This window comes from Spirosoma pollinicola, assembly GCF_002831565.1.
Taxonomy (GTDB): domain Bacteria; phylum Bacteroidota; class Bacteroidia; order Cytophagales; family Spirosomataceae; genus Spirosoma; species Spirosoma pollinicola.
In genome coordinates this window covers 4,813,946-4,839,865 of the sequence record NZ_CP025096.1, presented here as the reverse complement: position 1 = coordinate 4,839,865, position 25,920 = coordinate 4,813,946, and the positions used below count along the sequence as shown (strand labels likewise).

Annotated in this window: 21 protein-coding genes; 2 read left to right on the top strand and 19 right to left on the bottom strand. The window is 45.3% G+C overall.

The features are described from left to right. Positions 1-6 precede the first annotated feature (6 nt). Complete coding sequence (locus CWM47_RS20295; protein ID WP_100990022.1) at positions 7-855, top strand: polysaccharide deacetylase family protein; 849 nt, start codon at positions 7-9, stop codon at positions 853-855. Between the two features lie 74 nt (positions 856-929). After that, positions 930-2,654, top strand: a complete 1,725-nt coding sequence (locus CWM47_RS20290) for a hypothetical protein (protein WP_100990021.1) — start codon at positions 930-932, stop codon at positions 2,652-2,654. Positions 2,655-2,661: 7 nt separating this feature from the next. Here CWM47_RS20290 and CWM47_RS20285 read toward each other — a convergent pair whose 3' ends face one another. The 19 genes from CWM47_RS20285 to CWM47_RS20195 form a co-directional block, all read right to left on the bottom strand. Then, the gene (locus CWM47_RS20285; protein WP_100990020.1) at positions 2,662-3,819 is read right to left on the bottom strand and encodes a glycosyltransferase; all 1,158 of its coding nucleotides are present in this window, start codon (positions 3,817-3,819) and stop codon (positions 2,662-2,664) included. A 19-nt stretch (positions 3,820-3,838) separates the two neighbouring features. Then, positions 3,839-5,005 (bottom strand): glycosyltransferase, encoded by a 1,167-nt coding sequence (locus tag CWM47_RS20280; RefSeq protein WP_100990019.1) that lies wholly within the window; start codon positions 5,003-5,005, stop codon positions 3,839-3,841. Between the two features lie 4 nt (positions 5,006-5,009). After that, positions 5,010-6,386: an O-antigen ligase family protein gene (locus tag CWM47_RS20275; protein WP_100990018.1), complete on the bottom strand. Its 1,377-nt coding sequence runs from the start codon at positions 6,384-6,386 to the stop codon at positions 5,010-5,012. Between the two features lie 63 nt (positions 6,387-6,449). Further along, entirely contained in the window at positions 6,450-7,349 is a 900-nt protein-coding gene (locus tag CWM47_RS20270) for a glycosyltransferase family 2 protein (protein ID WP_100990017.1), read from the bottom strand. An 8-nt stretch (positions 7,350-7,357) separates the two neighbouring features. After that, a complete protein-coding gene (locus CWM47_RS20265; protein ID WP_100990016.1) occupies positions 7,358-8,464 on the bottom strand; it encodes a glycosyltransferase family 4 protein in 1,107 nt (368 codons plus the stop codon). A gap of 116 nt (positions 8,465-8,580) precedes the next feature. Beyond that, positions 8,581-9,492 carry a hypothetical protein gene (locus CWM47_RS20260; protein WP_240625365.1) on the bottom strand — a complete coding sequence of 304 codons (912 nt, stop codon included), beginning with the start codon at positions 9,490-9,492 and terminating at the stop codon, positions 8,581-8,583. Between the two features lie 120 nt (positions 9,493-9,612). Continuing rightward, positions 9,613-10,638 carry a glycosyltransferase gene (locus tag CWM47_RS20255; protein WP_100990014.1) on the bottom strand — a complete coding sequence of 342 codons (1,026 nt, stop codon included), beginning with the start codon at positions 10,636-10,638 and terminating at the stop codon, positions 9,613-9,615. Positions 10,639-10,646: 8 nt separating this feature from the next. Further along, positions 10,647-11,474: a DUF5672 family protein gene (locus CWM47_RS20250; RefSeq protein WP_100990013.1), complete on the bottom strand. Its 828-nt coding sequence runs from the start codon at positions 11,472-11,474 to the stop codon at positions 10,647-10,649. Then, positions 11,471-12,505: a glycosyltransferase family 9 protein gene (locus CWM47_RS20245; protein ID WP_100990012.1), complete on the bottom strand. Its 1,035-nt coding sequence runs from the start codon at positions 12,503-12,505 to the stop codon at positions 11,471-11,473. The genes CWM47_RS20250 and CWM47_RS20245 overlap by 4 nt, the downstream gene beginning before the upstream one ends. After that, positions 12,502-13,578 carry a glycosyltransferase family protein gene (locus CWM47_RS20240; protein ID WP_100990011.1) on the bottom strand — a complete coding sequence of 359 codons (1,077 nt, stop codon included), beginning with the start codon at positions 13,576-13,578 and terminating at the stop codon, positions 12,502-12,504. The genes CWM47_RS20245 and CWM47_RS20240 overlap by 4 nt, the downstream gene beginning before the upstream one ends. 40 nt (positions 13,579-13,618) lie before the next feature. Further along, entirely contained in the window at positions 13,619-14,785 is a 1,167-nt protein-coding gene (locus tag CWM47_RS20235) for a glycosyltransferase family 4 protein (RefSeq protein WP_240625969.1), read from the bottom strand. Between the two features lie 110 nt (positions 14,786-14,895). After that, on the bottom strand, positions 14,896-15,549 hold the full coding sequence (locus CWM47_RS20230) for an acetyltransferase (protein ID WP_100990009.1): 654 nt from the start codon (positions 15,547-15,549) through the stop codon (positions 14,896-14,898). 50 nt (positions 15,550-15,599) lie between these two features. Further along, positions 15,600-16,301 (bottom strand): WbqC family protein, encoded by a 702-nt coding sequence (locus tag CWM47_RS20225; RefSeq protein ID WP_100990008.1) that lies wholly within the window; start codon positions 16,299-16,301, stop codon positions 15,600-15,602. A 104-nt stretch (positions 16,302-16,405) separates the two neighbouring features. Further along, on the bottom strand, positions 16,406-18,472 hold the full coding sequence (locus CWM47_RS20220) for a glycosyltransferase family 39 protein (protein ID WP_100990007.1): 2,067 nt from the start codon (positions 18,470-18,472) through the stop codon (positions 16,406-16,408). Positions 18,473-18,572: 100 nt separating this feature from the next. Beyond that, positions 18,573-19,682, bottom strand: coding sequence for a DegT/DnrJ/EryC1/StrS family aminotransferase (locus tag CWM47_RS20215; protein ID WP_100990006.1), 1,110 nt, complete (start codon positions 19,680-19,682; stop codon positions 18,573-18,575). Positions 19,683-19,761: 79 nt separating this feature from the next. After that, positions 19,762-21,021: an ABC transporter ATP-binding protein gene (locus CWM47_RS20210; protein WP_100990005.1), complete on the bottom strand. Its 1,260-nt coding sequence runs from the start codon at positions 21,019-21,021 to the stop codon at positions 19,762-19,764. A 61-nt stretch (positions 21,022-21,082) separates the two neighbouring features. Beyond that, a complete protein-coding gene (locus CWM47_RS20205; protein WP_100993975.1) occupies positions 21,083-21,922 on the bottom strand; it encodes an ABC transporter permease in 840 nt (279 codons plus the stop codon). Between the two features lie 39 nt (positions 21,923-21,961). Next, on the bottom strand, positions 21,962-23,080 hold the full coding sequence (locus CWM47_RS20200) for a hypothetical protein (protein WP_100990004.1): 1,119 nt from the start codon (positions 23,078-23,080) through the stop codon (positions 21,962-21,964). A gap of 19 nt (positions 23,081-23,099) precedes the next feature. Next, the gene (locus CWM47_RS20195; RefSeq protein WP_100990003.1) at positions 23,100-25,709 is read right to left on the bottom strand and encodes a polysaccharide biosynthesis/export family protein; all 2,610 of its coding nucleotides are present in this window, start codon (positions 25,707-25,709) and stop codon (positions 23,100-23,102) included. Positions 25,710-25,920: the final 211 nt, after the last annotated feature.

Here is a 25,920-nt window from a genome sequence, read left to right as displayed (position 1 = left end):
AAACAAATGAATATTCTTACGTTCGATATTGAAGAGTGGTTTCATATTCTGGACAATGCTTCAACCCGTACAGAAGCTGATTGGGGTCAGTACGAGAGCCGGATATACCAGAATATGGATCGTATTTTCCAGCTATTGGACGATACTAAAAGCCGGGCAACCTTCTTTTGTCTGGGTTGGGTTGCCGATAAACATCCTGACGTTATTCGGCGAATTGACGCTGCGGGTTATGAAATTGCTACCCATTCATATGCCCACCAATTGGCCTATGAACAAACGCCCGCTGAGTTTCAGACTGATCTGGAACGATCCATTAAACATTTACAGGATTTGACCGGAAAAAAGGTGCGCTCGTATCGGGCACCGGGTTTTTCGATTAAGGAATATAACCGTTGGGTATTTCCAATTTTACTTGAGCAAGGGATTGACATTGATTGCTCTGTATTTTCGGCCCGGCGCTCGCATGGGGGTGATGCCTCATTGAACATGTTTGAACCCGGATATCTGAATGTGGGAGGTACTTTATTGAAAGAATTTCCGATCAATACGGCTGCGGTGTTTGGGCAGGACCTGATATTTTCGGGTGGTGGGTATTTCAGGTTGTTTCCGTACAAAGTCATCAAGGGCTTTATGCGACGTTCGGACTACGTAATGACCTATTTTCATCCGCGCGACTTCGATGCCGGACAGCCTATGATTCCCGGTTTGAGTCGGGCGCGACAATTTAAGTCGTACTATGGCCTTGAGAACTGCCTGCCTAAATTGAAGAAATTGTTGCTTGAGTTTCCATTCGTAGACCTATCTGAAGCCGACCGGCAGGTAGATTGGACGAGCGTAGTGAAACGAGACGTTTAATAACTTCCTTACTAACATCATCTGCTTGTTTATGTAAGCTTCTTTACATAAACCTATCATTGGTATTTACTAGAATGGCGACAGCTTCATTAGGAAACACGATTAGTCGTAGAGGAATAATTATACTATCGAGTGTTCCTATTCTTATTTTTTTCTATACTTTTTTTCAATTTGTCAGCAATATTCCTTTTCAGGATGATTATGATGGACTGCTGGAACCTGTTACCAAATTTGCTCAGTTAACCCATTTTTCCTGGTCTTCATTAGTTGAAATTCTCTGGACGCAGGATGATGAACGTCGTATCGTTGTTGATCGAATTGCGGCTATCAGTGTTTATTTGCTTAATGGGCATTTGGATTTAAGAATTCAGATGTTTTTTGGCTTACTTTCCCTTGTCGGTATATTTTATTTGTTCTACTCAATCATTCGAGATGCAAAACTGCCGATTGCTCTTTTGCTTAGTAGTGCCCTTTTATTATTTACCATTCAATACTACGAAGCCATCTTTTGGGCTATTATTCCATTTCAACAAATTGTTATTTATTTTTTAGCATTCTTATCTTCTTATCATCTCTTTTCAAGTAAGCTCAAACATTTTTCACTAGCTTTACTTTTTGCAGTTGGCTCTATTCTCAGTGATGTAAACGGTACATTTATTTTACCGGTTGGCGTTCTGCTTCTACTACTTCAACACCGCTGGAAAGATACAGGTATCTGGGTGCTGCTTATTGGCGGTATTGTATTGCTTTATTATCACAACCTCACTATTCCTGCCTTCAGACCTAAATTATCTGATAACATTCAATATCCAGGCCTGATTTTTAAAAATCTACTGGTTTTCAGTGGTTTATCTTTCGATTTGAGCACTGTTTTACCCCCTTGGATGCGTATTGGATTGATTGTTACAGTTGGCTTTATACTGGGCATCGTGGTTATTTATTATGGGTTTGTGCTTGTTAAATCTGCCTTTTCTGGCTCTGTAAGGAATTATCCAAGATGGGAGATTACACTATGGGGAGGAATTATTCACTTAACTATCACTATGCTGGCTTTTGCGGTAGGCCGGGCATTGGATGGGACTAATGCAGTACTAATCAGTCGATATAAATACATTGGGTTCATCTGGTTGATATTTGTTATTTTACTGGTATCCAGTAAGCTGGATGATAAAAAAAATAAGTTGTATAGTAAAGTATGGCTGGGGCTAAGTTTTGCTCTTTTTCTATTTAGTTATTTCCAATATGTAGCTCCGCTCGACTATTATTATAAGGAAAGATACACGGATATATACGGTTGGCAGCGAAACCGATCAATACCCAGTACACCTATTTACATGAACATGCGGGGCCCCGTCGACTCGGTTACTGTTCGCGCTATCCGAACAGGTGTTTATGAGCTACCTGATCATTATTTTTTTGATGAGCCTTATGAGAAAGCAACTGAAAAATTTCAATTAGCTGTTGAGCAGGTTGGCGGACATACACTTGTATTTACGAATGATTCATATACTCGAAATATAGGAAAACAGGATGGTGCATATATTATATTGAAAAGCGAAAAGCAACAGCACATGCTTCCGACAAAACAGAATCGCTATTCATTAAAAAATTTTCTTTTTTCGCTTGGGAAAAACTATTACGCAAATGGGTTTTCCGCCACTATATCTAACGGATTTATTCAGGATAATCAGGTTTATACGGTCTATGTCTTGATTATAGATGGAGCCAAAAAACAGATATACCCGACAAACTACCAGCTTCGGTCAAAAGTCAATTCGGTCGACGTAGTTACCTTGTAGTATACGTTTATGATTTGGGTCGAACAATTTTGGTGTATTCGTCCAGAAGTTGTTTAGCAACAACATCAATATTATACCGTTTCTGCACGAGTGCTGTTGCATTTGCAGCTAAACGCTGGCGCAGTTTATCGTCGCCAAGTAACTTCTCCAGCCCAGCCCGAACGCTTTCTGGTGTTAAACTGTCCAGCAATCCAGCGGCTTCGTGTTCCCGGATCGCTTCGCCAAATCCAACCCTGTCCGACACGAGGGCTGGTGTGCCGGTAGCCATTGCTTCGAGCACCGCCATCGAAAAACCTTCTGAATAGGAGGGGAGTGTAAATAAATCGGCGTCGGCCAGAGCCGCTTTTTTATCATCTCCCGTTAACATGCCAACCAGCCGAATGGACTCACTGAGGTTGTGTTGCGCAATAAATTGACGGGCCGTTGCTTCATACCCATCATCGGAACCAGCCAAAGCCAAAACCGTATCGGGATATTGACGAACATATTCCCGAAAACCGGGCAAAAGCAGATCAAGGCCCTTTTTCGCATTCAGGCGGCTCATAAACAAGACTAATTTCTTGTCGAGAGGTAGATTAAATTTCTGGCGAAAACTACCTTTTGGCGGTAGGTCTGTAAAATCACTCATTTTTACCCCATTCGGGATAATAACCGTGTTTGGATGAGGGTGTCCGAGATAACGAAGTATGTCTTCCCGCTCGTCGGTATTATTTATTTGAACCAAATCCGCCCGGTCTAAATACGCTTTTTGGGCAAGCGTATCCATTATCTTTTTCTTCCAGTTATTGTGCGCATATACCCACCGATCCAGCACACCATGAATCGTTATTACCTTGGCTACAGTGCGGTCGATCATGAAAGGCGCCAACACGCCAAAATGCCACAGGCCGTGGCAATGAATAATATCATATTCGTGCGCATGTTGACTAAGAAACTGATATAACTCAACCGAGAATTCACGAAAGAAACGGCTCACAACCGGAGTCCGCTGACACAGAATTAACCGTGCACCAGTAGGCAAAGAATAAGGCTTTTCGCCGGGAGAAATGGGGCTAAGAATATCCACCTGATGCCCATAGCGTAGAACGACTTCTGTATGATCAGCAATAATCTTGGGTGGGCCACCCGCTTGCCAGGTGTAAGCACAAATATTTAAAATTCGCATATATATGCGAAATAACTAATTAATTAGTGATTTCGCGAAAGCCATCAAGCATTTCCTGTGCGACAACATCGGGTGCATATGGGGCAATGTACTGCTGAGCGTAATAAGCCATCCGTTGGGTATCGACCAAATCATCCATAAACTTAACCATCAGTTGTGTGAGCTTGTCGGGTTCTTCGGGGTCGAACACAAAACCGGTTTCGTCAGGGTGAACCAGGTCCTGAACGCACCCGCACCGCTCGGAAACAATTACTGGCAGGCCGCACACCATCGCTTCATTGACCACCAGACCCCAAGGTTCTGAACGGCTCGGTAGTACGAGTACATTGCTCAGGGCCAACACTTCCGGCACCCGGAACCAGGGTCTGCCTGGTAAAAGGGTGACCCGGTCGGTTAGCTTCAGAGACCCAATCTGCTGACTCAGCTCGGCCCATTGGTCACCATCGCCCAACAAAATCAAGCCCCAGTTCAAGGCATTGACCGAGCGCTTGAGGGCCTCGGCAAAGGCATTTAGCAGCATTGGCAGGTTCTTTACTTCGATTAACCGACCCACAAAAACAAAGTTGTTGGTCTGTAAGTGCAGACTTTGCTGCAAGCGGGTGCGGTTTGGCAAAGTCTGCTCATAAACCGCCCGAAGGGCTTCATTATCCACCGCATTTTTACGCAGCAGGATCTTGGCTGGCGGTACACCCAACTGGATGAGGTAATCGGCCGACTGGCTGCCGAAGCAGAAGAAGCCGTCGCAAGCCCGAAATACACTGCGCTTAAAGAGTTCTTTCCAGCCGCTGCGCTGGTGGTCGGCGGCTGTGCTTTCGTTTTGCATCACCACCCGGATGCCATTGAGCTTGGCCCAGGCCAACAGCAGCAGTTGAGCGGGGTCGTAGTAGCCCGTTAGATTAATGACGTCAGGTTTGTAAGCTCTGGCGTGTCGGAGCAGGGCCTGAGCCCGTTCGGTCAGGCTGATGTCTTCCAGGAATCGGTCGAAGAGCAACTCGTACTGGTAGGTGTAGGTGGGGGTGTCGGCATCGGTCGCTGTTTCCAGGCTGGCTCGGGATCGTTCATTACGGGCAATCTGTAAGACCCGGATGGAAAGGTCGGGCTGTTGGTCGACCAGGTGTTGTAAGGCCTGAAATACACTGGCTTTATAATGGGCCCATAGCAGATTGTGGACAATGAGGATACGCATCCTGCTAGACTGGTTGGGTAGGTACAACAACAAGCTGCCCAGTGTTTTGACTGGGCGATGCCGTGGATAGGTAAGCTGGAAATAAATGATCTACGCCTATGAACCGAATCATCAGCGATAGCGGAAACCAGAAGGAGATTTCATTGGGTCGTCCGTTGGTAAACAACTGTACGAAGATAAGTAGATAAAAATAGGCCAGAAAAGTGCTTAAATCATTCGGGTTTGTCCGCATTGTTCGTATTGCATGATAGAAAGCTAATGCGTTAATGCCGCCAAACAACACCAGGCCAAGGATACCATGATTGGTGAATGCCTCCATCAGCGGGACATCCAGATATAAATACTTGTATCCATAGCCCAATATGAGCATGTGCAGGTGACCATATAAAACGTTACGAAGGAAAATTCCGCTTACTGAACGGTTAGCTGCCGAATCATCTAAAACCGCGTTATAATCAACGCCCTGAGCTTTCATTCCCAGAAGTGCATATACGTTTTCCAGATTACGAGTCATAAAGCTGGTTACGTAATCATAGAGAATTAAATAGGCTGTAAAGTACCGCTGGAAAAAATAGATGACACCTAAAAAACCCACGGCCATAATGAAAATAGGAACGGGCTTGACAAGACCTCGAACAGCAATCCTGATTTGAGCCGGCCGGACATTGAAATACATGAACAAAATCACGGCAAGAATCAGAGCAACAATAGCTGATCTGGTCTGTGTAAGCACAAGCACAGCGATATTTACTAAGCCAGCGAAAAAACAGAGCAGTTTGAAAAATATGTTCGTTTGAGGACGGAACAAGCCAATGGCACAGGCCACAACACCAATAAAGGCGTTGCGTGAAAATGCATGTGGGTTTCCTGAGCCCTCATCCCCATTGTTAAGGGTAATGGTTGCCCGCTGGCCGATAGCCCAGGTGGGATCTGTTATTAACGCGTAAATCAAGCCCAGATTAGATACCAGCGTGAACAGAACAACAATCGGGATGAATACCCTGATGATATCGTTTGGTATGTTGATAAGCAAAAACAGGAAAATCAGGACATAAGCAAAATAGATCATGTCCCGCCCTGAATCCTCAAATCCGGGAACTCCATTAAAAAAGAACATATAGAAAATGATCAGCAGCAGGAAACTGACACCCATCCAGAGCATAGTCATATTGGGCCGGTATAATCGACGCAATACCGTGAACGGAATCATCAGCACTAATCCGCCTGCTAACACAACAGCTGTAAAGACTGTACTACCCGGCGCGAGTTTCATGGTTTCCCGGAAGAAAAAAATCAGGGGATAACCATTCACGACAATACAGATACCGACAACCATCCGCATATAGTCGAGTGTCTGCACAAAGCGAATGAAATTGGCCATTTATACTTACTTGTTATGGTTAGTTATGTAAAGGTTTCTTACTTACAAAAAATTATACCGAGATCACTGTTTGGGCTTATTCAAGCGTATCCTATGCCAGACATAGCCAAACTCTCCTTGCAGGACAAAGGCAACTAGTTTACGTAATCGACAGTAACGCTCCCAGAACGATTTTCCCAATGATGACTTTAACAGGGGTTGGTATTTACTTTTCACCAGTTTGTGCTCCTGAAGTCCCACTGTACTGGCAATGGTCGATGATTTAGCATCAGGCTGAACGCGAAAACCGCCCCAAAATCCATTAACATGTCGAAAATTAATCCCTGGCTGTACACCCAAGCGGGTCACAATTTCGTAATCGATGACGAATCGAAGGCTTTCATCCAGCAAACCAAACTGTGTCAGGCGGTCGCGTCGAATGAAAAGAGATTGATTAAAAACCTGCATGCCTTCGTAAATTTGACACTCGACACAAAACGTTGGGGCTCGCATCTCTTCCAGAATAACGTCATCCTCATCCATAATGTACAGATCGCCGAAAAAAACATCGCTATCAGGCGTTTTTCTCCAGGCCTCTGCCAATCGGTTTAAAGCATCAGGTGCAAAGACATCATCAGAGTTCTGAAAGGCAACATAATCGCCCGTTGCGCGTCTGAATCCCTTGTTAATAGCGTCGGTCTGGCCCCCATCTTTTTCACTTACCCAACCTGCCAGATAAGGCTCGTATTTTTTTATGATCTCAAGACTCCCATCCGTCGACCCACCATCCATAATAAAGTATTCAAGATTGGGGTAATGCTGATTGAGTACGCTTAAAATGGTGCGCTCCAGGTATTGTTGTTGATTATAGGAAGGCGTGACAATGGTTAGTTTTGGATACTTTTTTTGATCGACCGTAGTAACTGCCGAAGGAGAATAAGGCTGAGTGACGAATGTACGGAGTGTTTTAGACGAATGAAGCATGCTTTCGGTTAGCAGAGGGATTGATAAACCTCCAGCGTTTGGGAGGCCGTTTTATCGCACGAAAAGTCGAGCAGTCGCTGTGTACCTTTCTGGCGAAGTTCTGCATTGAGTGCGTCGTCGGTCACAATACGTTCGATGGCATCGGCAATAGAGTCATCATTTTCAGGATCAAAATATAACGCAGCGTCTGCGCCTACTTCGGGTAGCGAACTCCGGTTGCTTAATACAGCAGCGCAGCCACCGCTAAAAGCTTCCAGCACCGGGATGCCAAAACCTTCATTTAGTGATGGAAAAACGAAAGCACGGGCGTACTTATAAAGAGCTAACAAACTGGTATCGTCTACAGGGCGATAATGCATGCGGCCGGTGAGACCGGCCGCATAAAACAATCCTTGTTCATGCTGATTGAAGGCTCCACCGCCTGCACAAATAATGTGCAAATCAGGATGTCGATGCAGTACAGGTTGGGCTGCCCGAAAGAAACCATCGAAGTTTTTGTATAACCCACGTTTGCCCACATAGAGCAAATAGGGTGCTGCCAGGGGGGGCAAAAGCTTATCCGTTGAAATCGATTCCCCAAGAGTAGTGCCCAGCGGAATTACTTTTATTTTTTCCGGTTCTATTGGAAAGAAGCGCAGGATTTCCTGTTTAGAAAACTCCGAGACCGAGATAATACTATCGGCCCGGCGCATGAGTTGTTTTTTGAGTTCGTACAGCCCTTCGCCTACTTCCGGATACTGCTTGCCATATCGTTCGCTTGTGGCATCGTGAAATGTCAGCACAAACGGTTTTTTACCAATAGCGTCTAAAAAATATTTATGGTAATAGGTAGGGTGGAAAACGTCGAATTTTCCTGCTTTTACACGCTGTAGGCTATATAGTCGATTCAGTACTGAGGCAATTTTATGCACATTCCGCACCTGTGCCAGACTACGGTAGCGTAAGTGGCTACTAAATGAGGTCTGATCAAGGTATTCGTTATTGGATAATCGAAGCGATAATTCAAATTCAATGTCTGACCACTTGGTGAAGGAACGCATCAATTCGAAAAAATAGCGTGAAACTCCTCCGTATGATACACCTGTAAAGGATTGATGATCGAAAAGTACTTTCATGTAGTGAAATCTACAAAACAGCTTGTGTTTGTATTTTTCTGAGATGATTGATCGACAAAAATAGGGTTATTGCTTGAGAAAACCTTTATGGATATCGATTATTCGGTTAGTTGATTTCAGTTGATAACCGGAATGGGTACCCGATCAATAAAGCGGGTTATGCCCTGTAAAGATTGGCTGACTGCATATCGCCAACCCCGCAAAACAACTGGCTCCAGTTGTTCTCCGTAAGATGGATTAGTAGCTACTAACGTTGATGACTGATAGACAGAAATATGTTGACGATAAGTAGCCAATAAAGCGGCTACTTCTGGACGATCACGAAGTTGGAACCGGTTTTGGTGGGTGAAAAAACCTTCATCTGGATTTGCCAGACCTTTAAAATTAATAAATTGTAGAGGTTGATCCTGACCATCAGGGCCGCTCACCCGTAACTGGTTGCCTTCTTGTAGAAGAGTACGTTCGTGCAGATTCCAGAGGGCAACATGCCAGCCGGGATTTCTGACGACTGCTACATCGGTAAAAAAAACAGGTACGTGCATCAGCCAGAGCTGATCCAGGCAGAGCCCTTCACAAAAGTCAATCTGTGCCCGATCCCTAACCCGATCATCCCACCAGACCAAAAGTCGGTCTGTTTCAGCAGATCGGCAAAATCCCAAAAAATCGGAACTGTATAGGCCAATGTTCTGAAAAAACTTTTCATCCGGCCACCGTGTATCCATTGGCTTAGCCGTGATAAAAGGTGTCAGAATTGTATTTTTTATGGTAAGCTGCTCCCAAATAGGGGAGAGTGAGGTCAAAAATTGAATACTGGGATCAGCATACAGGAGTTTGTCTTCCTCTGGAAATCGTCGAAAAGCTTCAGCAATAAATAAAGGTTTGCAAGCTGCGGCAAACTCTGTTGGCGTATACTTTGCCGATAGTGACGTAAGGTCAGCTATCGTCAATACCTCTTTTACTGGTATAATTGGATAGGGCGAAACAAAGTCAGCAGGCAATTGGGCCGGATCATCAACCAATCCAATCAAGACTAGTGGAGTTTGGGCTGAGGTCGCAGCATGATGACAAAAACTAGTTCCAAGCGCAAGCGCTTGGGGTAGTTGACGGATAGTACAGATGGTTAGTAGCACAGTAGGCGCAAAACTACATTATTCAAATATATCGCCCAAAACAGCTAAGTAGGGGGCGTACCAGTTGGCGGATGCATCGGCATACCGTTTATAATTACCTTGTTGTAAACTGCACAAAACAGGTACAAAGCGTTTGAGACGATTATGGGGCAAACTACTACGCATGGTGAAATGTGCTAGCCGCCTACGCAGTTGAGCAAGGCTAGGCAAATCGGCCGGGACTCGTTCGAGAAGTAATTGGCTTAGTTTTGTTAACAGAAGGTATTTCCCTTCGAGGGGGGCTAGTTTCCTGGCTCGGTGCCTGGTAACTCGGTCACGCAGGCGTATGCGCTCTGATAACTCCTGCACACGAGGCCCTACCCCCACCTGTTGTTGAAGGTGGGTTCTGTAAAGTTGCAGTGGCCTGTCGATATAAGCGATTGACGAATAAGCCGCAGCTACCAATGCGATCCAGCCGTCATAAATGTAATCTCCCGGCAAATCAGTCGGTACAGGAAGTATGATTTTAATGAATGGTTTTCTAATAACTGTTGCACAGCCCATCATCCGATTTCCGTCGAGTAATATTTCCAGGGCTTCACCAGATGCCCACCGTGTTTGAGCGATTGTATCGAAGCGCACAGCTTCCCAAACTCTATCTGTACCTTTTTCTAAATTTTCATCCGTGATGTAGGCATCACAGAAAGCGACCTGAACGCTGGCGTGTTGAGCCATAAATCGGGTCATGGTGGCAATTTTCTCCGGCAACCAAAAATCGTCCTGATCGCAAATGAAAATCAGATCACCCGTACAGGCTGCTAAAGCCAGTTCGAAATTTTTATCGGATCCAAGCCGCACCGGGTTGCTGATAATTCGCACAACAAACGGGGCTTTGGCGGCTAATTCGGCAAGTAATTCGGCGGTGCCATCGGTAGATTGATCATCGCAAATGACAATTTCATCAGGCAATTGTTCCTGATCGAGTAAACTCTGCCATTGCATTGGCAAGTAGGCTATGCCGTTATAAGTACAAAGCGCAATGGAGATTGTAGTGCGTTGGGTCATACGAAAGGTTAGATTTGGTAGCCGTATTGAGCAAAAATAGGACGCCAGAAATCGGTTCCGTGAATGTCCCAGGCATGGCAGCCAAAAGGCAATGTGCCTTGGTTAAAGTGATTTATAGCCCACTCAGGATAAAATTCGACCGAAAAAAGTAAAGCTTTCCGGTAGGATGGTATCCGAAGGTGTGGCCAGTAACGGTTTACTTCAATGCTCCAGAATACATCTTCGTGATACTGGTGCATAGAAATACGTTCATATTCGGCAATTTTTTTTTGAAACCGATCTAGGCAACGGATCATGGCCGATACTCGCCGGAGCGTTAAACCGCCATTGCCAACGCCATTCAGATTAATAATTTCTCGGGGAGTTATTCCATCGGCTTTTTTAAGATTAAGCCAGGTAGCTACCCGTTGCCGGATCGTAAAGTCAAGTTGGTCAAGTCTTCCTGTAAAATCGCGGTCTCGTAGCCAGGGTGCTCCAATGTAGTCGTAGTTCTGTTGGCACCAGTAGGTCAAATCATCTTGAAAGACGAACGCATCCAGCTGGTGAATGAGTATGAATTCCTGATCGGAAAAAGCTTTATAAAATTCGTTGGACAGCATTAGTCGATTATAGCCGTCGATGCTGTTAAAGTAATTGTCATCAAACGTGCGAACCTGCAACGAGGGTCCAATTTGCAGGTAATTAGAAACGTCCAATGAATGAGGAGCTGCTAAAATAATGGGGTAGTTACTTAGCACTCGCAAACATTGTGTGAGTGCAATTGTCTCATAATCTGTGAGCTCCGTTTTATATACAGGCAGTACAACATTTACACTAACTGATTTTGATGAATTCATACAAATTTGGGTTGACCTAGTCGCCGGTTAGTAGCTTCCTGTACCCATATGTAAGGTAAATCAGCGCATGGATGGCCAAAATCATTCAAAATAGTTACGCCTTCTCCCTTTTTATAACGACCTGAGTAGGGTAGGTAATCAACAAAATCGAACAGTTGTCCCAGTAAAATAATGCCATCGGTATTCATTGCATTTGCCATATGGGCCGGGCCGCTGTCGATTCCTATGAACAGGTGAGCTCCCCGAATAACTTCGGCTGTTTCGAGCAAACTAAACTGTCCGCACATGTTCAGAAAGCGCGGATTAGACGTATTGACCGTTGGTGTCTGACCAACTTCAATGATTGGATAAGGGTAAGTATCAAGCAACCATTGTGCCAGTTTATTCCAATTGGCTGCTGGCCAGTCTTTCAAAACATGACTCGACTGACAGTGAATGACAATTGCCTGACTGGGTAAATTTAGAGCCTTTACCGTTTGCCGGATAACCTCGGGAATATACATTTTGGGGGCATCGGTGAGAGCAGGCAAGCCAGCGGCCTGCGAAAAGACATACAGCAAATCACCCCGGTCCAGGTAGTTATCAAACGTAAGACCAATCTGATCGGCGGTAGGGTTTATGGGGTCTTCCGGGCAGTATTTGCACTTCCGATGGGATATGTGCATGTTATAAACCTTGTCGTATATGCCCGAACGAAGCAACTGTACCCGTTCGCCCGGACATTTTTCAAGAATATAACCGTCAAGATTAGGATTATATCTGACCAAATCGACAAACGGCTCACGTACTACCCAGATGATATAAGCATCGGGATGTAACCTTCTTACTTCGCGGGCCACGGGTTCGCAGGCAATAATATCGCCCATCTGCTCCGATAGTATAATAGCCACCAGCGGACGCTTGCCCAGGCGCATTTTTATCAAACGCAGGCGAATGTACTTACTGGCAAAGGACCAGTACTTTCCTATAATGTGCGGAAATTTATGATAACGATGTGTCCAAAGTTCTCGGAAACGAGGTCCCTCTGTCATACCTGGCGAGATTCTAAGAGCCCAATAATTTTAATAAAAGGGGTTTTTAACAATTTACGAACCCGTACATACCGTAATACACTGGGCGGTTTTATATAAACGCAGGGATATTGCCGGTACTGTTCATTGTGGTTTTCCTGCAGTCGACTGCGGTACAAATCGAACAGGGGGCGCACATCGGGTCGTTGCTGTTCTGGCCGGTCACTATAGCGAAGATAGTCAGCCGTTGATGATGTATCCTGATTGCTAAAACCAAATCGTGTTTGGTACTTGGATATTTCATCGGGTTTATTTGGGTTGTAGCCGCTGAAATGAAAAAACTGCAAGGGTTCCGCTGTTGTTTTTTGGTGCTGTTCTTTTTGGTTGCTTACGAGCCATTCTCCATGTTCGTTTTGAGTAATATACCGCTCATGCAGATTCCAGTAAGCCATATTGTAACCCAAATGATGGTCAATCAGAACATTGTTATGATAAACGGGCGCAAAGTTAACCCAGTGTTGATCAACAAAAAGACCTGCGCAAAGGTCGATCCGACATTCATACACCAGGCGATCTTTCCACCAATCAACGAATTGACGGGCGGTAGCATTGTTTTGCAGCCCAATAAAGCCGAGGTTATAAATACCCGTGTTCAGGTGGTGCTGCTCGTTAGGACGTTCCCAATCCGGTGTAGGAGAGAGGGTATGTGGGGTCAGAACCAGACTGTATTCTTCCAGTGACTTATTGAGTTCAAGCAGTGGCTGAAATACAATAATATCAGGGTCAAAATAGATGACCTTGGTTGCGCCGGGATATGTTTTATAGAAATAGTCGATGAAAAAAGGCTTGACGGCTGTGTTTAACTCGGTAATGTCATAGCGGTCGCACATGGCCGCAAAGCCGGGAATGCCGATCTTATCTACCTCGATCATTGGATAACCGGGTATTAACTCATCGGGTAAGTTCGCTTCGCTCAGTTTATCGACCAGCCCGATTATATATTGATAATCAGGGTTGGTCTTTTGAAGAGACTCGCCCAGGGTGCGAGCTTGAGCTAAGTAATTTATAGAACAGATGGTAAATGCAATGGTCATAGATCAGGCACGACATGAGCTACAATACGGTAAAATAGCTCTATTGCCGAGTCAGTTTGTCAAACAAAGTTACGAGAGTTTCGATGCTTTGCTTAGCCGGATGGCGTTCAAGAATTTTTTGACCTAACCGTTTTCCCATTGTTTGCCGTAGTTCGGGCTTATGAAGTAAATTAAGTACCCGGCTGCTCATCGCGTCGAGATCGAGATAGGGAACCACAAAACCACCATCTTCTTCAACCAGTTCGGGCGAACCGCCTGCATCAGCAAAGCATACCACGGGCACATGGCATAAACCAGCCTCAAACACCACAAGCGGGTAGGGGTCTTCGCGGGAACAAAGTACGAAAACATCAAACCGACTCATGTACCGAAGCACATCAGGCGTTGGCGGAATCAGATGCACCCGGTCGGCAAGTCCGGCCTTTCGGATATCCAGTAACAAATCATCGCGCAGGGTGCCTGGCGGAACGCCTACCCAGACAAAGTGAGCGGGATGTGTTGAGTTCATATCCCGGCCAACTACCTGCCGGGCCAGTGTAATGAATAGATCATTTCCTTTGCGCCATTCGGCATTGCCGCAACCACCTACAATAAGCGCATTCGTGGGGAAACCCATAGATGCATAAATGTTGGGTTGCTCACGGGCTACCTTTACGTTACGCTCCAGAGATGGGGTATCAATAAGTGTGTAGAGCGTAATTCGGTTCGGATCAAAACCGTGTTGATGCTCATAATAATGAGCTGTTGCTTTCGAAACGGCCAGTAATTCGCTCGTTCGGCTTAAAAGATGAGCCAACTCGTCAGGTTTGGAATATATCCGCACCGACATATCTAACTCGTGGACGAATGTGACAACGGGAGTTTTGGCAGGAATAGCCAACTGGCCAAACCAGTGTCCGCTCGAAACCGTATTGACGAGGACCAAATCTACTGAATCTACGTTCAATTGTTCCCTGACCGCTTGCTGGCGAATCGCCAGTTGTCGTTTTTGAACCCCCAGCTTTCCAAGTACTTTTTTGGTTAACCCCGCTCCAGCAGCGTGTTCTAAAGTGGGCCAAAGCAAGACTGGGCAAATTGCGCGGTATTCATCTAAAAGAGGGCCACCGCCCCCCAAGAGTAAGTGCATGTCAATACCTTTCCCTTTGAGCAAACGCATCAGATTCAGTAAGACAAGTTGCGCCCCGGCGCGGTTGGCATCGTGGCCAATGAGGAGGAGAGTTTTCAGTTTACGGTGTATGGTTTACAGTTTTTGGTTTCTGTATTACAGGTTTGGCTTTTTGGCATCAACCGAAAGCTGTAGACTGGAAACCATAAACCTTAATAGGCTTCGTAACTAGGCTTGGGTAATTTTTTGGCGGGATTGCCAAGGTATAGACCCCATTCTTCGGTATCTTTATAAACCGCTGAAGCCATTGCAACAAATGTGCCTGTGGCGATGTGTAGAAAGTCGCGAATGGTGCTGTTTACCCCGAAAAAGCAGTAGGGTTCAATGATGCAGTGCCCCGACATAACCACGTGTGACGTAAAAAAAACGTGATCTTTAATCTGGCCGTGATGACCGATGTGGTTACCGCTCCATAGGACAACGTTGTTGCCGATAGTCGTAAATGGCTGAATCGTATTGTCTTCCAGAATAAAGCAGTTCTCGCCAATCTGATTACCAAATAAGGTGGCCTTGGAACTGACATACGAAATGAATTCGTAGCCTTTCGCTTTCGCTTCCAGGTAGATCCGTTCACGATTTCTATTCATGTTCCGACCAGTCATAGGTGCAAAAAACTTGTACTCCTGCGGGGAGAAAAGTGCCTCGACATCTTCAAACGCGACCAGGGGCAAGCCCTGAAATTCGGTGCCGCTTATGTACTCCCGACTAACGGTAAAAGCCGCCACGTCGTGTTCAGAATCGTGTGTGAGGTAGAAGTGGGCCAGCTCAGCCGTATCCATTACTCCGAAAATGATAACTTTTGCCATACTATTTTGACTGATAAATGAGGAATGAGATGGTGTTTCTCATTCAATGTTTACACCAATTCATACTCACCCAAAAGGACCCGAATGCCGGCAATGTCGTTAAACATCAGGGCGTCCAGAATTGATAACCAGGGAATAAAGTCGTTGCGGCCAAACTGTTGGTATTCTACTTCTTTAGCCTTAATAAAACGCAGCTCAATGCCGGTTTCTTCAAATATATGTTTATCATACAGCTCAATTCCACCAATCGGATTGATATAATGAGTTGCGTTTTCCTGCCGACAAATATCCAGAATACGCTCCTGCGCTTTCAAATCTGCATTAGTATAAATCGACGACGAAGCAATCAAACGGGTTGTTAGTCCCAGATATTGATTTAGTTCAACAAGGCTGTTATGCACCAGATCGGCAATAGAATCGGTTGTAAAATTGACGATTTTTTCGGTGAGGGGCATAACCGTTTGATAATAGGGGGCTTTCCGATACCCCTGCTCAATGGTTTTAAGTAATTTATTGCGCCACTTAGGGTCATCGGCCAGATGTACTTCGTTGATACGTTTATTTTGACTGGCATCTTTGAGTGGAATTGTAAAAAGATGCTCCTGTCCATTGATCAGCAGCTTATTACGATTAATCCACCCCCTGTTTATGAACGATACGTCGTCATAGAGAATAAATGTATCAACGGCACTCATCAGTTGCATGTAGCCGATGTAGGGCAGGAAATAAGGCTGCATGATGGCAAGCGTCATAGGCAAATTTATTATCGGTATTCGGTTTATGGTTTACGGTTGGCTGACGCGTAAGCACTACATGGGCGTTAGCCAACCGTAAACCATAAACCGAATACCATACACTATTTTAGTTTACGTAAATAATAATCCTCGCCCGGAACAATCATCATGGCACGCATGGTGGTATCTGTACCCAGGCGAATATCGCCGGGTATGGGTGAGATAATCCGTTTATCAAAGAAAAGGTAATCCGCACCCTTCGGAATGGGTTTTAAACCCTGTTCAAACGGATTGATCGCTATCAACCGACGCGATAGGTTGGGACCATAAAGCGGGTATTCGTAATCGTCGTTAATAGTGGCCAGCGCTACGGTTGCCTTATCGGGCACTAACTCATCGAATCGTTTATAAGGAATATACGTATCCTGGCGACCAATGGTGATTTGCCGAATCCGATCGGAATGAAATGCAGATGGAAAGCGTATCCCGTCGGGAGCGGTCCAGGCAAAGGGCAGGGCTCGTGTGTTCAAAAATACGCACATCAAGGCCGATAAGCATCCCAGCAAGGTAACAATGCCCACATAGGACTTCCAGATGACTCGTCCTGGAACGTCGACGGAAGTACGGGGGTGAAGGAAAATCAACGCCAGAAATGTAACGCCAAACAAACCTGTTTCGATGAAGTAACGTCCTTTAAAGGGGTCATACGGCGCCGAATAGGAGAGGGCTGCAAAATGGAGTAACAAAGCGATACCCAGATACACATGGGCCGTGGAACGGATATAGCCAATCAGTACCAGAAAGAGCAACGGGAAGATGAGTGCAAAGCCAAAAATTCCCCAATAAGGATTGGCATTATAAAAGGCAAACTTCCGGTCGAATGAAAAAGCCTGAATGGAGAAATCAGTTTCCTCATCTAACCGCATATGTAATTTGTCCTCAACAAAAACCAGCGGTAGACGCATGGCATGGTTAATTTTTGCCCCTATGCTGCTGTTTCTGATACCATCGATATTAACATGGTCGAAGCCGTAACGAACCACGTTTCGGCTTCCCTGCTCAAATAAATTAGCTACTGATCCGGCTCGCTCTACCGACTGGTGCTTAAGAGCCGTTGGCGGACCGATAGGATGGCCGAATACTTCAATATTTTTCAGGTAACCCGTTGGTAGCGTCCACAAACATACGCCAACAAGAATAGAGGTACCCAACCGCCATGTTCTGTTAAATGTAATAGCCAAAGACCTCGACAGGAATACTGTGTAGATCATAATAACGAATACGGAAGGCAACAGGAGGGCAAACGTAATTTTATGCCCAAAGGCAATACCAAAAGCCATACCCGCCAGATAGAGATAGCGGTTGTCTGTTGTGTGCTGCGTTCCTGTTGTCCTATACGTAAACAGCATGTATAGCAGCACGCTAAGGTAGGCCGTTAGTACGATGTCTGTTTCGGTTGTGATAGCCTGCATCAGGAAGTCGAGCAATAAGGCATAGGCTAATGCACAAAAAAAACTAGCCGACAACCTGTTTTGCCCAATGCGCTGTACAATCCCGAATACAGCTACGATAGCCGTCCAGTAACTCAGATGATGAATGAATTTGAATCCGTTCTCAAAACGCCCGGTCATTAAAAACGAATAAATCTGGAGTGTACAAACGCTTTTGGGATAGGTATCTATGTTCCAGTTTGTACCCCCGAAGTGCCGCATCGTACCACGCTGAATATACTGCATAACGCGGTTTAAATGGCCGGTCATGCTATCCCACTCGTTCGGTACCGTAAACAGAACCAGTAGCAAATTCAAGCTGGCTATAATGACCAGCGTCGAGAAAAGGATGGAGAACAGAAACCGGGGGAAGGTGGATAATCCTCTGAACCAGCTCAGGGCCGTTTGCCAGCGTTCCAGTAAAAGGAGCCTGATCGAAAAACCTGCCTGAGATGGGGACAGTCGTTTCAGGATTGCGCCCAGTATCGTTACCGTTATAAATACCGAAACTGCCCAAACAGGGGAATTAGCTGTTTGATAAAGTGCTGACAGGATAAAACCTGTCAGAATTACACTTCCTGCCCCTAGTAGAAAGGTTGTTAGCCACCATTCGGTCAAAGACCGGCGGCAAATACGCGTCGAGATCTGACCAGTGTAAACGACAAATAGAACGAGAGAGAGGAAATATAGACTACTCATAATGACTTATGTACCCTGGTGGGCTACCCAACTGAAAAATGGCTTTCTAAATCAATTTGCCAGATTTCAAAGAAATATAGTAACGATCAGCCCACATACTCTAAACAATTTCCGGCACCGAGGCAACGACCATATTTACAATGGAGGCAATACGGTTAACATCTGTTTCTGCCAAATCAGGGTAAAGAGGCAGGCATAGCACTCGAAGCGCCACATCTTCAGATACCGGGCAGGGTTGAGCTGTTGCTGAGCCGGGAGCAAAGGTAAAGTCCAGGGTATTGAGCGAGGGATAAAAATACCGTCGCGGCATAATATGGTCTACTTTCAGAGCGTCCATTACCCGGAGCAGTGTTTCCTCCGAATCAAACACGACGGGGTAGTAAGCATAATTATAGTCCACACCGGGCAAAATCGATGGTCGATAGATTTTTGTAAAATCAAGCTGCCGGTCGTAAAACTCAAAACGCATCTTTCTGGCCGCAATTAATTCAGGCACCTTCGGCAACATGCACAACCCCATAGCAGCATGAAACTCTGAATTTTTAGCGTTGATGCCAATACTAAAATAGGTGTCGTTTTTATGGCCAAATGACCGGAAATTATGCAGTTTTTCGGCCATATCACTATCGTTGGTTACTATGCAGCCGCCCTCGACTGTATGAAAAACCTTCGTGGCATGAAAACTACAGGTACTCAAATCCCCATAACTCAAAATCGACTGGCCATTATAACGAGCGCCGAACGTGTGCGCTGCGTCGTAAATAACTTTTAAATTAAACTTATCGGCTATAGCTTGAATCTGCTCAATTCGGCAGGCGTTTCCATACACGTGAGTTGCCATAATGGCTTGTGTATTTTCAGTAATCAGCGCTTCGATTTTATCAGGATCGATGTTGAAATCGTCCGGACGAATGTCAGCAAAAATGGGTGTGCAACCTTCCCACAGCAACGCATTTGTCGTGGCAACGTAAGAGAATGGTGTGGTAATAACCTCTTTTGTAATATCAAGCGCCTTGAGTGCTAATTGCAGCACTATCGTTCCGTTAGTACAAAACTTCAGGTACTTTACGCCGAGATAGTCCCTTAGCTGATCTTCCAGTTCGCGAACGAGTGGACCATCATTAGTCAGGTGTACGCGCTCCCAGATACCTTTCAAGTAGGTGGTGTACTCATCGAGGTCTGGCAGATATGATTTAGTGACGTTGATCATCAATCAGGTATAAAATGAAAGTTAGCAATAAACAGGAAAATGAGAACAAGTTTTGTAGAAAACGTCCATGAATCACTATTTACTGCTCATTGGTAACTGATTCCAGCATTTTTGTGTGGAAAGGAATTTGGGGGCGTACATAACCTGGCCACTTGCCATACCAGGCAATACCCTCGCGATAATCCTCTACATCAAAGGTAATACCTTCTTCCATAACGTAGAGTGGCGTGACGGTATCCTTCACAATCATAATAGAAATTGTGTAAGAGCCATCGTTCAGGAAATAACCCGGAATTGTGCATTCTCCCGAAATGAGCCCTTTACCGTAAGGCTGCGACAGCGTACCAATGTTAAAGATGCACTCACCCGTCATGGAGTTGAGGTGCAAACTCAAATTTAGGTTGGCATGATCCATCTGGTTCCAGAACTCAAACCGAAAGTTCATTGCCGTCCGAACATCGATGTGGGTAAGTCCCTCCTGATATTCAGGAACCAGTTCAATGCGCCGGATGCGAACCAAATCATTACCCGGAGCTTCTTCAGGTGTGGCCCACTCCCGGGAAAGCCGGGTTTTGGAAACTTTACTGAGGTAATTTGCAATGACCTGGTTCGTTTCTCCCTGTTCTATAAGCTGGCCTTTTTCGAAATAGAGTGTCTTGTTGCAAAGAGCCTGAACGGCAGTAAGGTTGTGGCTCACGAAGATAATAGTCCGACCACTTGCCGAATTGTCCCGCATTTTGCCAAGACTTTTCTTCTGAAATTCGGCATCTCCCACAGCCAGTACTTCATCGACAATCATAATTTCGGGGTCGAGGTGGGCTGAAATAGCAAATCCTAACCGGACATACATACCCGACGAATACCGTTTCACGGGTGTGTCCAGAAATTTTTCTACACCAGCAAAGGCTACTATTTCGTCGAACTGCTTGCGAATTTCATTGCGGCTCATGCCCAGCAATGACCCATTCAGGTAAATATTTTCGCGGCCTGTTAGCTCAGGATGGAAACCGGTACCGACTTCAAGCAAGCTGGCCACCCGTCCTTTAATACGAACTGTGCCACTGCTAGGCTCAATAATTTTACTCAAAATCTTAAGCATTGTCGATTTGCCTGCACCATTGTGACCAACGATGCCGACACGATCGCCCTGCTCAATTGAAAAATTTACATCACGGAGTGCCCAGAACTCTTCATGGGTGACAGCGTTCTGGTCTTTTTTACTGCCGAACATAGCCCGGAGATTTTCCGTAATAACGTCACGCAACGTATTGGCACCTTTGCCCTTCTGGTGGTCAATGATGTAATGCTTGCTTATATTTTCGACAGTAATGACAGACATATGAATTGGCAAATTACGGTTTACGATTTAAGTCTGCTTGTCAGTCAGAAATCGTAATTCTTTAAATATCATCAACAAATGAATTCTCTCGTTTACGGAAAAAGTAAAGCGATAAGATTAAGCAGACCCCAATAATACCAACCGAAATAAGTAAACTCTCCGGATTGAAATACGCTTTTTCGCCAAGTAACGACCAGCGGAAACCATCGATGATACCAACCATGGGATTCATCCAGTAAAAAGGGGTCCACCATTCGCCTGCCTTATCAGCTACCAACCGACTACTGTAAGCAATTGGACAAATGTAAAAGCCAATCTGCACAATAAACGGTATCAGTTGACCGATATCCCGGAAACGAACGTTTACGGCAGCAAAGAATAGTCCAAACGCAAATGATGCCAGCAGTGCTAATACAATAAAGGCAGGCAGTAAGAGCAAGTGCCAGTCTGGCATGAATTTATACCAAATCGATAACACAATAAATAAACCCAGCGATACCAGAAAGTCTATAAAACTAACAGCTACTGAGCTTATGGGCATAATAAGCCGTGGGAAATATACTTTGGTGACAAGGTTCGAATTCATTGTCACGCTGTTGCTGATTTGGGTAAAGGCTGTTGCAAAAAACGTCCATACCGTGATGCCGCCTAATACCATGAGTGGGTAGGGGACACCAGGATCGGCTGGAAGCTTGGCAATTTTACTGAACACAAACACCATTATCAGCATGGTTGTCAATGGGCGAATAAGACCCCAGGCGGTTCCAAGAGCTGTTTGCTTGTAGCGTACAGAAACGTCCCGCATAGACAGAATGTACATCAACTCGCGGTTTCGCCACAGCTCGCGCCAGTAATGCCGCTCAGAGCGGCCCGGCTGTATGATAACTTCGTGCGTTTTCAATAGTGTCAAATAAAGAGCGTCGTTAAACAAATAAACTTGTTATTGTGCTCTCATAATGGAGCGATAGGTTTCTTTTAAGAAAATAACAAGAATCGCTAAAACCAGGCTACAGGCAACACCAATCTGCAAACCGGCTGTTGCCAATACTTCACGGTATAAAGGAAAATATACCGGCTTGATGATTGTAAAGAGGGGCGTTTCGCGAATGAGTGATAAACGCATATTATCTGCCTGTTGCAGGGCTTGATAATACAGGGTAGTCAGGAAGCCGGAGTTTCGGTTTAGCTTATTTTCCTGAATACGAGCCTGTGCCACAATGATCTGCTGGTTTTGATCCAGGTATTTTGCCAGTGAGTTTTCGGTGCCCGTTAGTTTCCTGGCAATGGAATCGGCCCGTGATGTCAGAAGATCGTACATCTCACGGGTCTTTTTAGTTTGTTTTTTCTGATAATCGGCCTCAATCGTTTTAAGGTGAGTGGTAAGAAAGGCAGCCGCTAGTTTTTCATCCTCCATGAAACTGCTTAATTCCATAAACGACGATTTCCGTTCCGGTTGCTTCACTGCCATCTCGGTCCCTATCCGAGTGAAAATATCAGACATAACAAGCTGTTCCATCTTTGTATATTCAGCAGGAACTTTGGCCCGCTTAAAATAAAAAGCTCGCAGCGAATCATTATCTTCCCATTCCTTGTCACGAATCCCGCTGTGGCGAATATAGTAATTTACCAATAAGGTATCTTTACCATCGATGGTATCGGTCTGCATCAGTGTTTTCTCAATGACCGGCCTCGATTTGGCATAGATAAGAAAGTTGTCACCAACAAAAATATTGGCATCCGGAGCTCCTGAACTCAACCCGAAAGCACCAGCCAACTGGCCTAACTCGCCAAATCCACCCCCCGATGAGCCACCACCCAGGTTGAACATAATGGTGCCCGTATAGGTGATTCTTGTCTTGTGAAGCAAGTCATAGGTAAAACCGATGGCTGCCCCAAGCGCGACTATGATGATTAACAGTTTCCAGTTGCGCTGGAAGACGTATTTTAACTCAACAATTCGTAGTACAACAGATTTTGGGGAAATCTGGTCTGGAGGAAGCGGCCGCGAGGCTGCCAGTTGATTTTGATTCGTTGTATCGTTTACGTTTATAGAAGCCATACACGGTGAAGATGCCTGTTTATTGAACCTTTGTAATCAGAAGAAGGGTAGTAACGAGTGTTAACAACGAACCGGCTATGCCAACGGTCGAACTCAACAATTGCTGAGCCGTTAACGGTACGATTGTCCGTCTTGGAACAACGATTTCAGCACCGGGTTCAACACGTGGATAGACGTTGAAGAACATAAACTTTCGGGTTCTGTCAATAGATCCATTTGCATACACAATAAAGGCCCGCCGACGTTGCGACTTAGACGTGAATCCACCGGTTTGCGAAATATAATCCTGAAACGTTTGCTCACTTCTGTATTTAACTGTATTGGGTAGTTGCACTTCGCCCTGAATACGTACTGTTTCAAGTAATTTTGGAATACGAAGTGTATCCCCTTCCTGAAGCAGAATATCTTCCGACGAGCCTGGTTTAGCTAAAATCTTTTTAAGGTTAATGCCAATAGCCTCCGCTAAATTGGGGGTAACCTCTTCTGTTTCAACAACTGCCTTCACAGCACTGTTGGCTACTTCGTCGATTGCCTTTTGCTTGCGTCTTATCTCATCGGCGCTCAATTTCACCGGCCGAATAAGTGTTGCACCTTCTACATAAGCTTGTGGTGTCAGGCCACCCGCCTGTAAAACGAGATCGGAAACTTTCTGATCTTTCGTACGGATCGGATATGAACCTGGAATGATCACTTCACCTGCCACATAGGCATACGTTTGAATAGCGTAATTTGGCGACCGACGCACGATAATCTGGTCGAAGGGCTCTAAGACAAAATCCTTGTTTGTATCGCTATTGATCGAAAGGTCACGGTTTACATTAAACCGGAACGTCTCTGCAATTTGTGCCGAAGGAGAGCGCGGATCTGCATCTTTTTTCCGACGGATGACTTCAACCATAGAAGCCGCTGCCGACTCTTTAAGCCCGCCCGTACGTACTAAGGCATCGTTTAATGTCATATTAGCCATGTACGTCATTCCCGGATCAGGGGCGTTTACTTCGCCCTGAATTGAAATGGTAGCTGGTTGTACAAAATCAAATCGCGATGGAATGATGATTTGATCTTCGCGTTGCAGCGCAATATCGGGTTCCGTACCGGCCAGAATGTTAGCCAGATTGATCGACAGGTTCTCAATCGCCAGATCTTCGCGAGTCCGAACAATCGAGATACGCCCTGTAAAAGCATCTCCTTTTAGACCTTCGGCTGTCTGGATAAGCTGCTTCAACGTCCGGTTATTATCAAGCGAATATTGTCCGGTTCTAAATACGGCTCCTTCTATAGTAACCTGATTTTCGAAGCGATCAAGCAGCCGTTCAACCGTTACAAAATCGCCGTCCTGCATCACAAATGTCTTAAATTCAGGCGCTGTTACATCAACGACTTTAATCTCTCTATCCGTCAGGCGGGTAACTTTAAGGCGATTCTTGTAGGCCTGAGCGGCAAAGTCACCGGCATAGAACAAAAGCCGATCCAGCGTTTCGCCGGGCAACATCTCAAATATGTTAGCCCGCTTAACGGTGCCGCTAATTTCTACCCGTTCAACAAAGGTTGTAAATCGAATGTTGTCATTATCCTGCAACCGCAGGTCATTGCGCTGAATACCATTCAGCAGGAAATCATATAGATCGAGGGTGGCAGCTACTCTATTATTACGAATGAGCTGCACTTTGCGGTACGAGCCAATATCGTTGGGACCACCAGCCTGATAGACTGCGTTCATAACAGTCGATAAAGAGGATAATGTATACGTGCCTGGCCGTACTGCATCGCCTGTTACTGTTACACGTATACTCCGTATCGTTCCGCCAAGAGAAACCTCCAGGAATGTGTTTTGCGGACCAAATGATGTTTTTTGCAGGCCAACGAACCGCTTGGATAAACGATTGATGATTCGCGCTTTTGTCTGTTCAATTGTTAAACCTGATACAGAAACGGGGCCAATGCCCGTAGCCTGAGCAAAATAGATATTGCCATCGGCAGACACTGTCTGACTAAACTCAGCCTCAGAGTAGCCATACATTTGAATATTCAACTGATCGCCGGGACCGACAACGTAATTTCGTGGCGTGGCGATGTTCAGGTTCGGCTCAAACGAAATCTGCATAGACGGATCGTTGAAGAGTGCATAGCCAAATGTTTTTTGGCGTCGTTCTGCTTGTTCACGACGTTGGGCACGTTCGGCTCCGGCTCTAATAATTTCCTCGTTAGTTTGGGGGCCTGCATCCAGTGTATCGTCTGCTGCAACCTGCTGATTAGTCGTTTGATTGGCAGCAGCCTTTTTGCGATCCGTACTGGAAGGAGCAGTTGAGGTCCGACCATTTGGATTCACAGTAGTCTGACCCGAACGTCCTTTGATTTGTTGTTGAACGTTTGTCGGTAGATTATTGATGTTGGCTCCTTGAGGTAATGCAACACCACCAGGCAAACCCGTTGCGGCTCCTGGTCGAGCGGCACCTGGTGCAGAGATAGCGCCACTGCTTGATGGAGCAACGACCTGTCCCTGCACAGTCAGGCCAACTGTACATAGGAATAATATGGTTAATTGAGTGCTAAATTTGCGTTGAACGAAAGCAACAACAAAAAGAAAAAATTTTTGCGGCAAGTCGTGGAAAATTCTTAGATTTTGCATATTTTTAAGATATCGAACGGCTTGGCTTCTACGAAAAAGAAGCCAGTATCTAACATACAGTTGGGTTAGGTAGTATTTCGTGCAGTTCAGTCGGCAAAGTAAGCGAACTTTTGTTGGATTATAAACAGTTTCGTATTGTATGGGATGTTTTGACTCCTTATTAAATCAGGGTATAATTTTTCCGATGTTAAATTTTGGTGGCTAGTTCATC

Bases quoted from the DNA above. Each gene is read 5' to 3' on its own strand.
- CWM47_RS20295 (WP_100990022.1), top strand. From the start codon at position 7: ATGAATATTCTTACGTTCGATATTGAAGAGTGGTTTCATATTCTGGAC.
- CWM47_RS20290 (WP_100990021.1), top strand. From the start codon at position 930: ATGGCGACAGCTTCATTAGGAAACACGATTAGTCGTAGAGGAATAATT.
- CWM47_RS20285 (WP_100990020.1), bottom strand. From the start codon at position 3,819: ATGCGAATTTTAAATATTTGTGCTTACACCTGGCAAGCGGGTGGCCCA.
- CWM47_RS20280 (WP_100990019.1), bottom strand. From the start codon at position 5,005: ATGCGTATCCTCATTGTCCACAATCTGCTATGGGCCCATTATAAAGCC.
- CWM47_RS20275 (WP_100990018.1), bottom strand. From the start codon at position 6,386: ATGGCCAATTTCATTCGCTTTGTGCAGACACTCGACTATATGCGGATG.
- CWM47_RS20270 (WP_100990017.1), bottom strand. From the start codon at position 7,349: ATGCTTCATTCGTCTAAAACACTCCGTACATTCGTCACTCAGCCTTAT.
- CWM47_RS20265 (WP_100990016.1), bottom strand. From the start codon at position 8,464: ATGAAAGTACTTTTCGATCATCAATCCTTTACAGGTGTATCATACGGA.
- CWM47_RS20255 (WP_100990014.1), bottom strand. From the start codon at position 10,638: ATGACCCAACGCACTACAATCTCCATTGCGCTTTGTACTTATAACGGC.
- CWM47_RS20250 (WP_100990013.1), bottom strand. From the start codon at position 11,474: ATGAATTCATCAAAATCAGTTAGTGTAAATGTTGTACTGCCTGTATAT.
- CWM47_RS20245 (WP_100990012.1), bottom strand. From the start codon at position 12,505: ATGACAGAGGGACCTCGTTTCCGAGAACTTTGGACACATCGTTATCAT.
- CWM47_RS20240 (WP_100990011.1), bottom strand. From the start codon at position 13,578: ATGACCATTGCATTTACCATCTGTTCTATAAATTACTTAGCTCAAGCT.
- CWM47_RS20230 (WP_100990009.1), bottom strand. From the start codon at position 15,549: ATGGCAAAAGTTATCATTTTCGGAGTAATGGATACGGCTGAGCTGGCC.
- CWM47_RS20225 (WP_100990008.1), bottom strand. From the start codon at position 16,301: ATGACGCTTGCCATCATGCAGCCTTATTTCCTGCCCTACATCGGCTAC.
- CWM47_RS20220 (WP_100990007.1), bottom strand. From the start codon at position 18,472: ATGAGTAGTCTATATTTCCTCTCTCTCGTTCTATTTGTCGTTTACACT.
- CWM47_RS20215 (WP_100990006.1), bottom strand. From the start codon at position 19,682: ATGATCAACGTCACTAAATCATATCTGCCAGACCTCGATGAGTACACC.
- CWM47_RS20210 (WP_100990005.1), bottom strand. From the start codon at position 21,021: ATGTCTGTCATTACTGTCGAAAATATAAGCAAGCATTACATCATTGAC.
- CWM47_RS20200 (WP_100990004.1), bottom strand. From the start codon at position 23,080: ATGGCTTCTATAAACGTAAACGATACAACGAATCAAAATCAACTGGCA.
- CWM47_RS20195 (WP_100990003.1), bottom strand. From the start codon at position 25,709: ATGCAAAATCTAAGAATTTTCCACGACTTGCCGCAAAAATTTTTTCTT.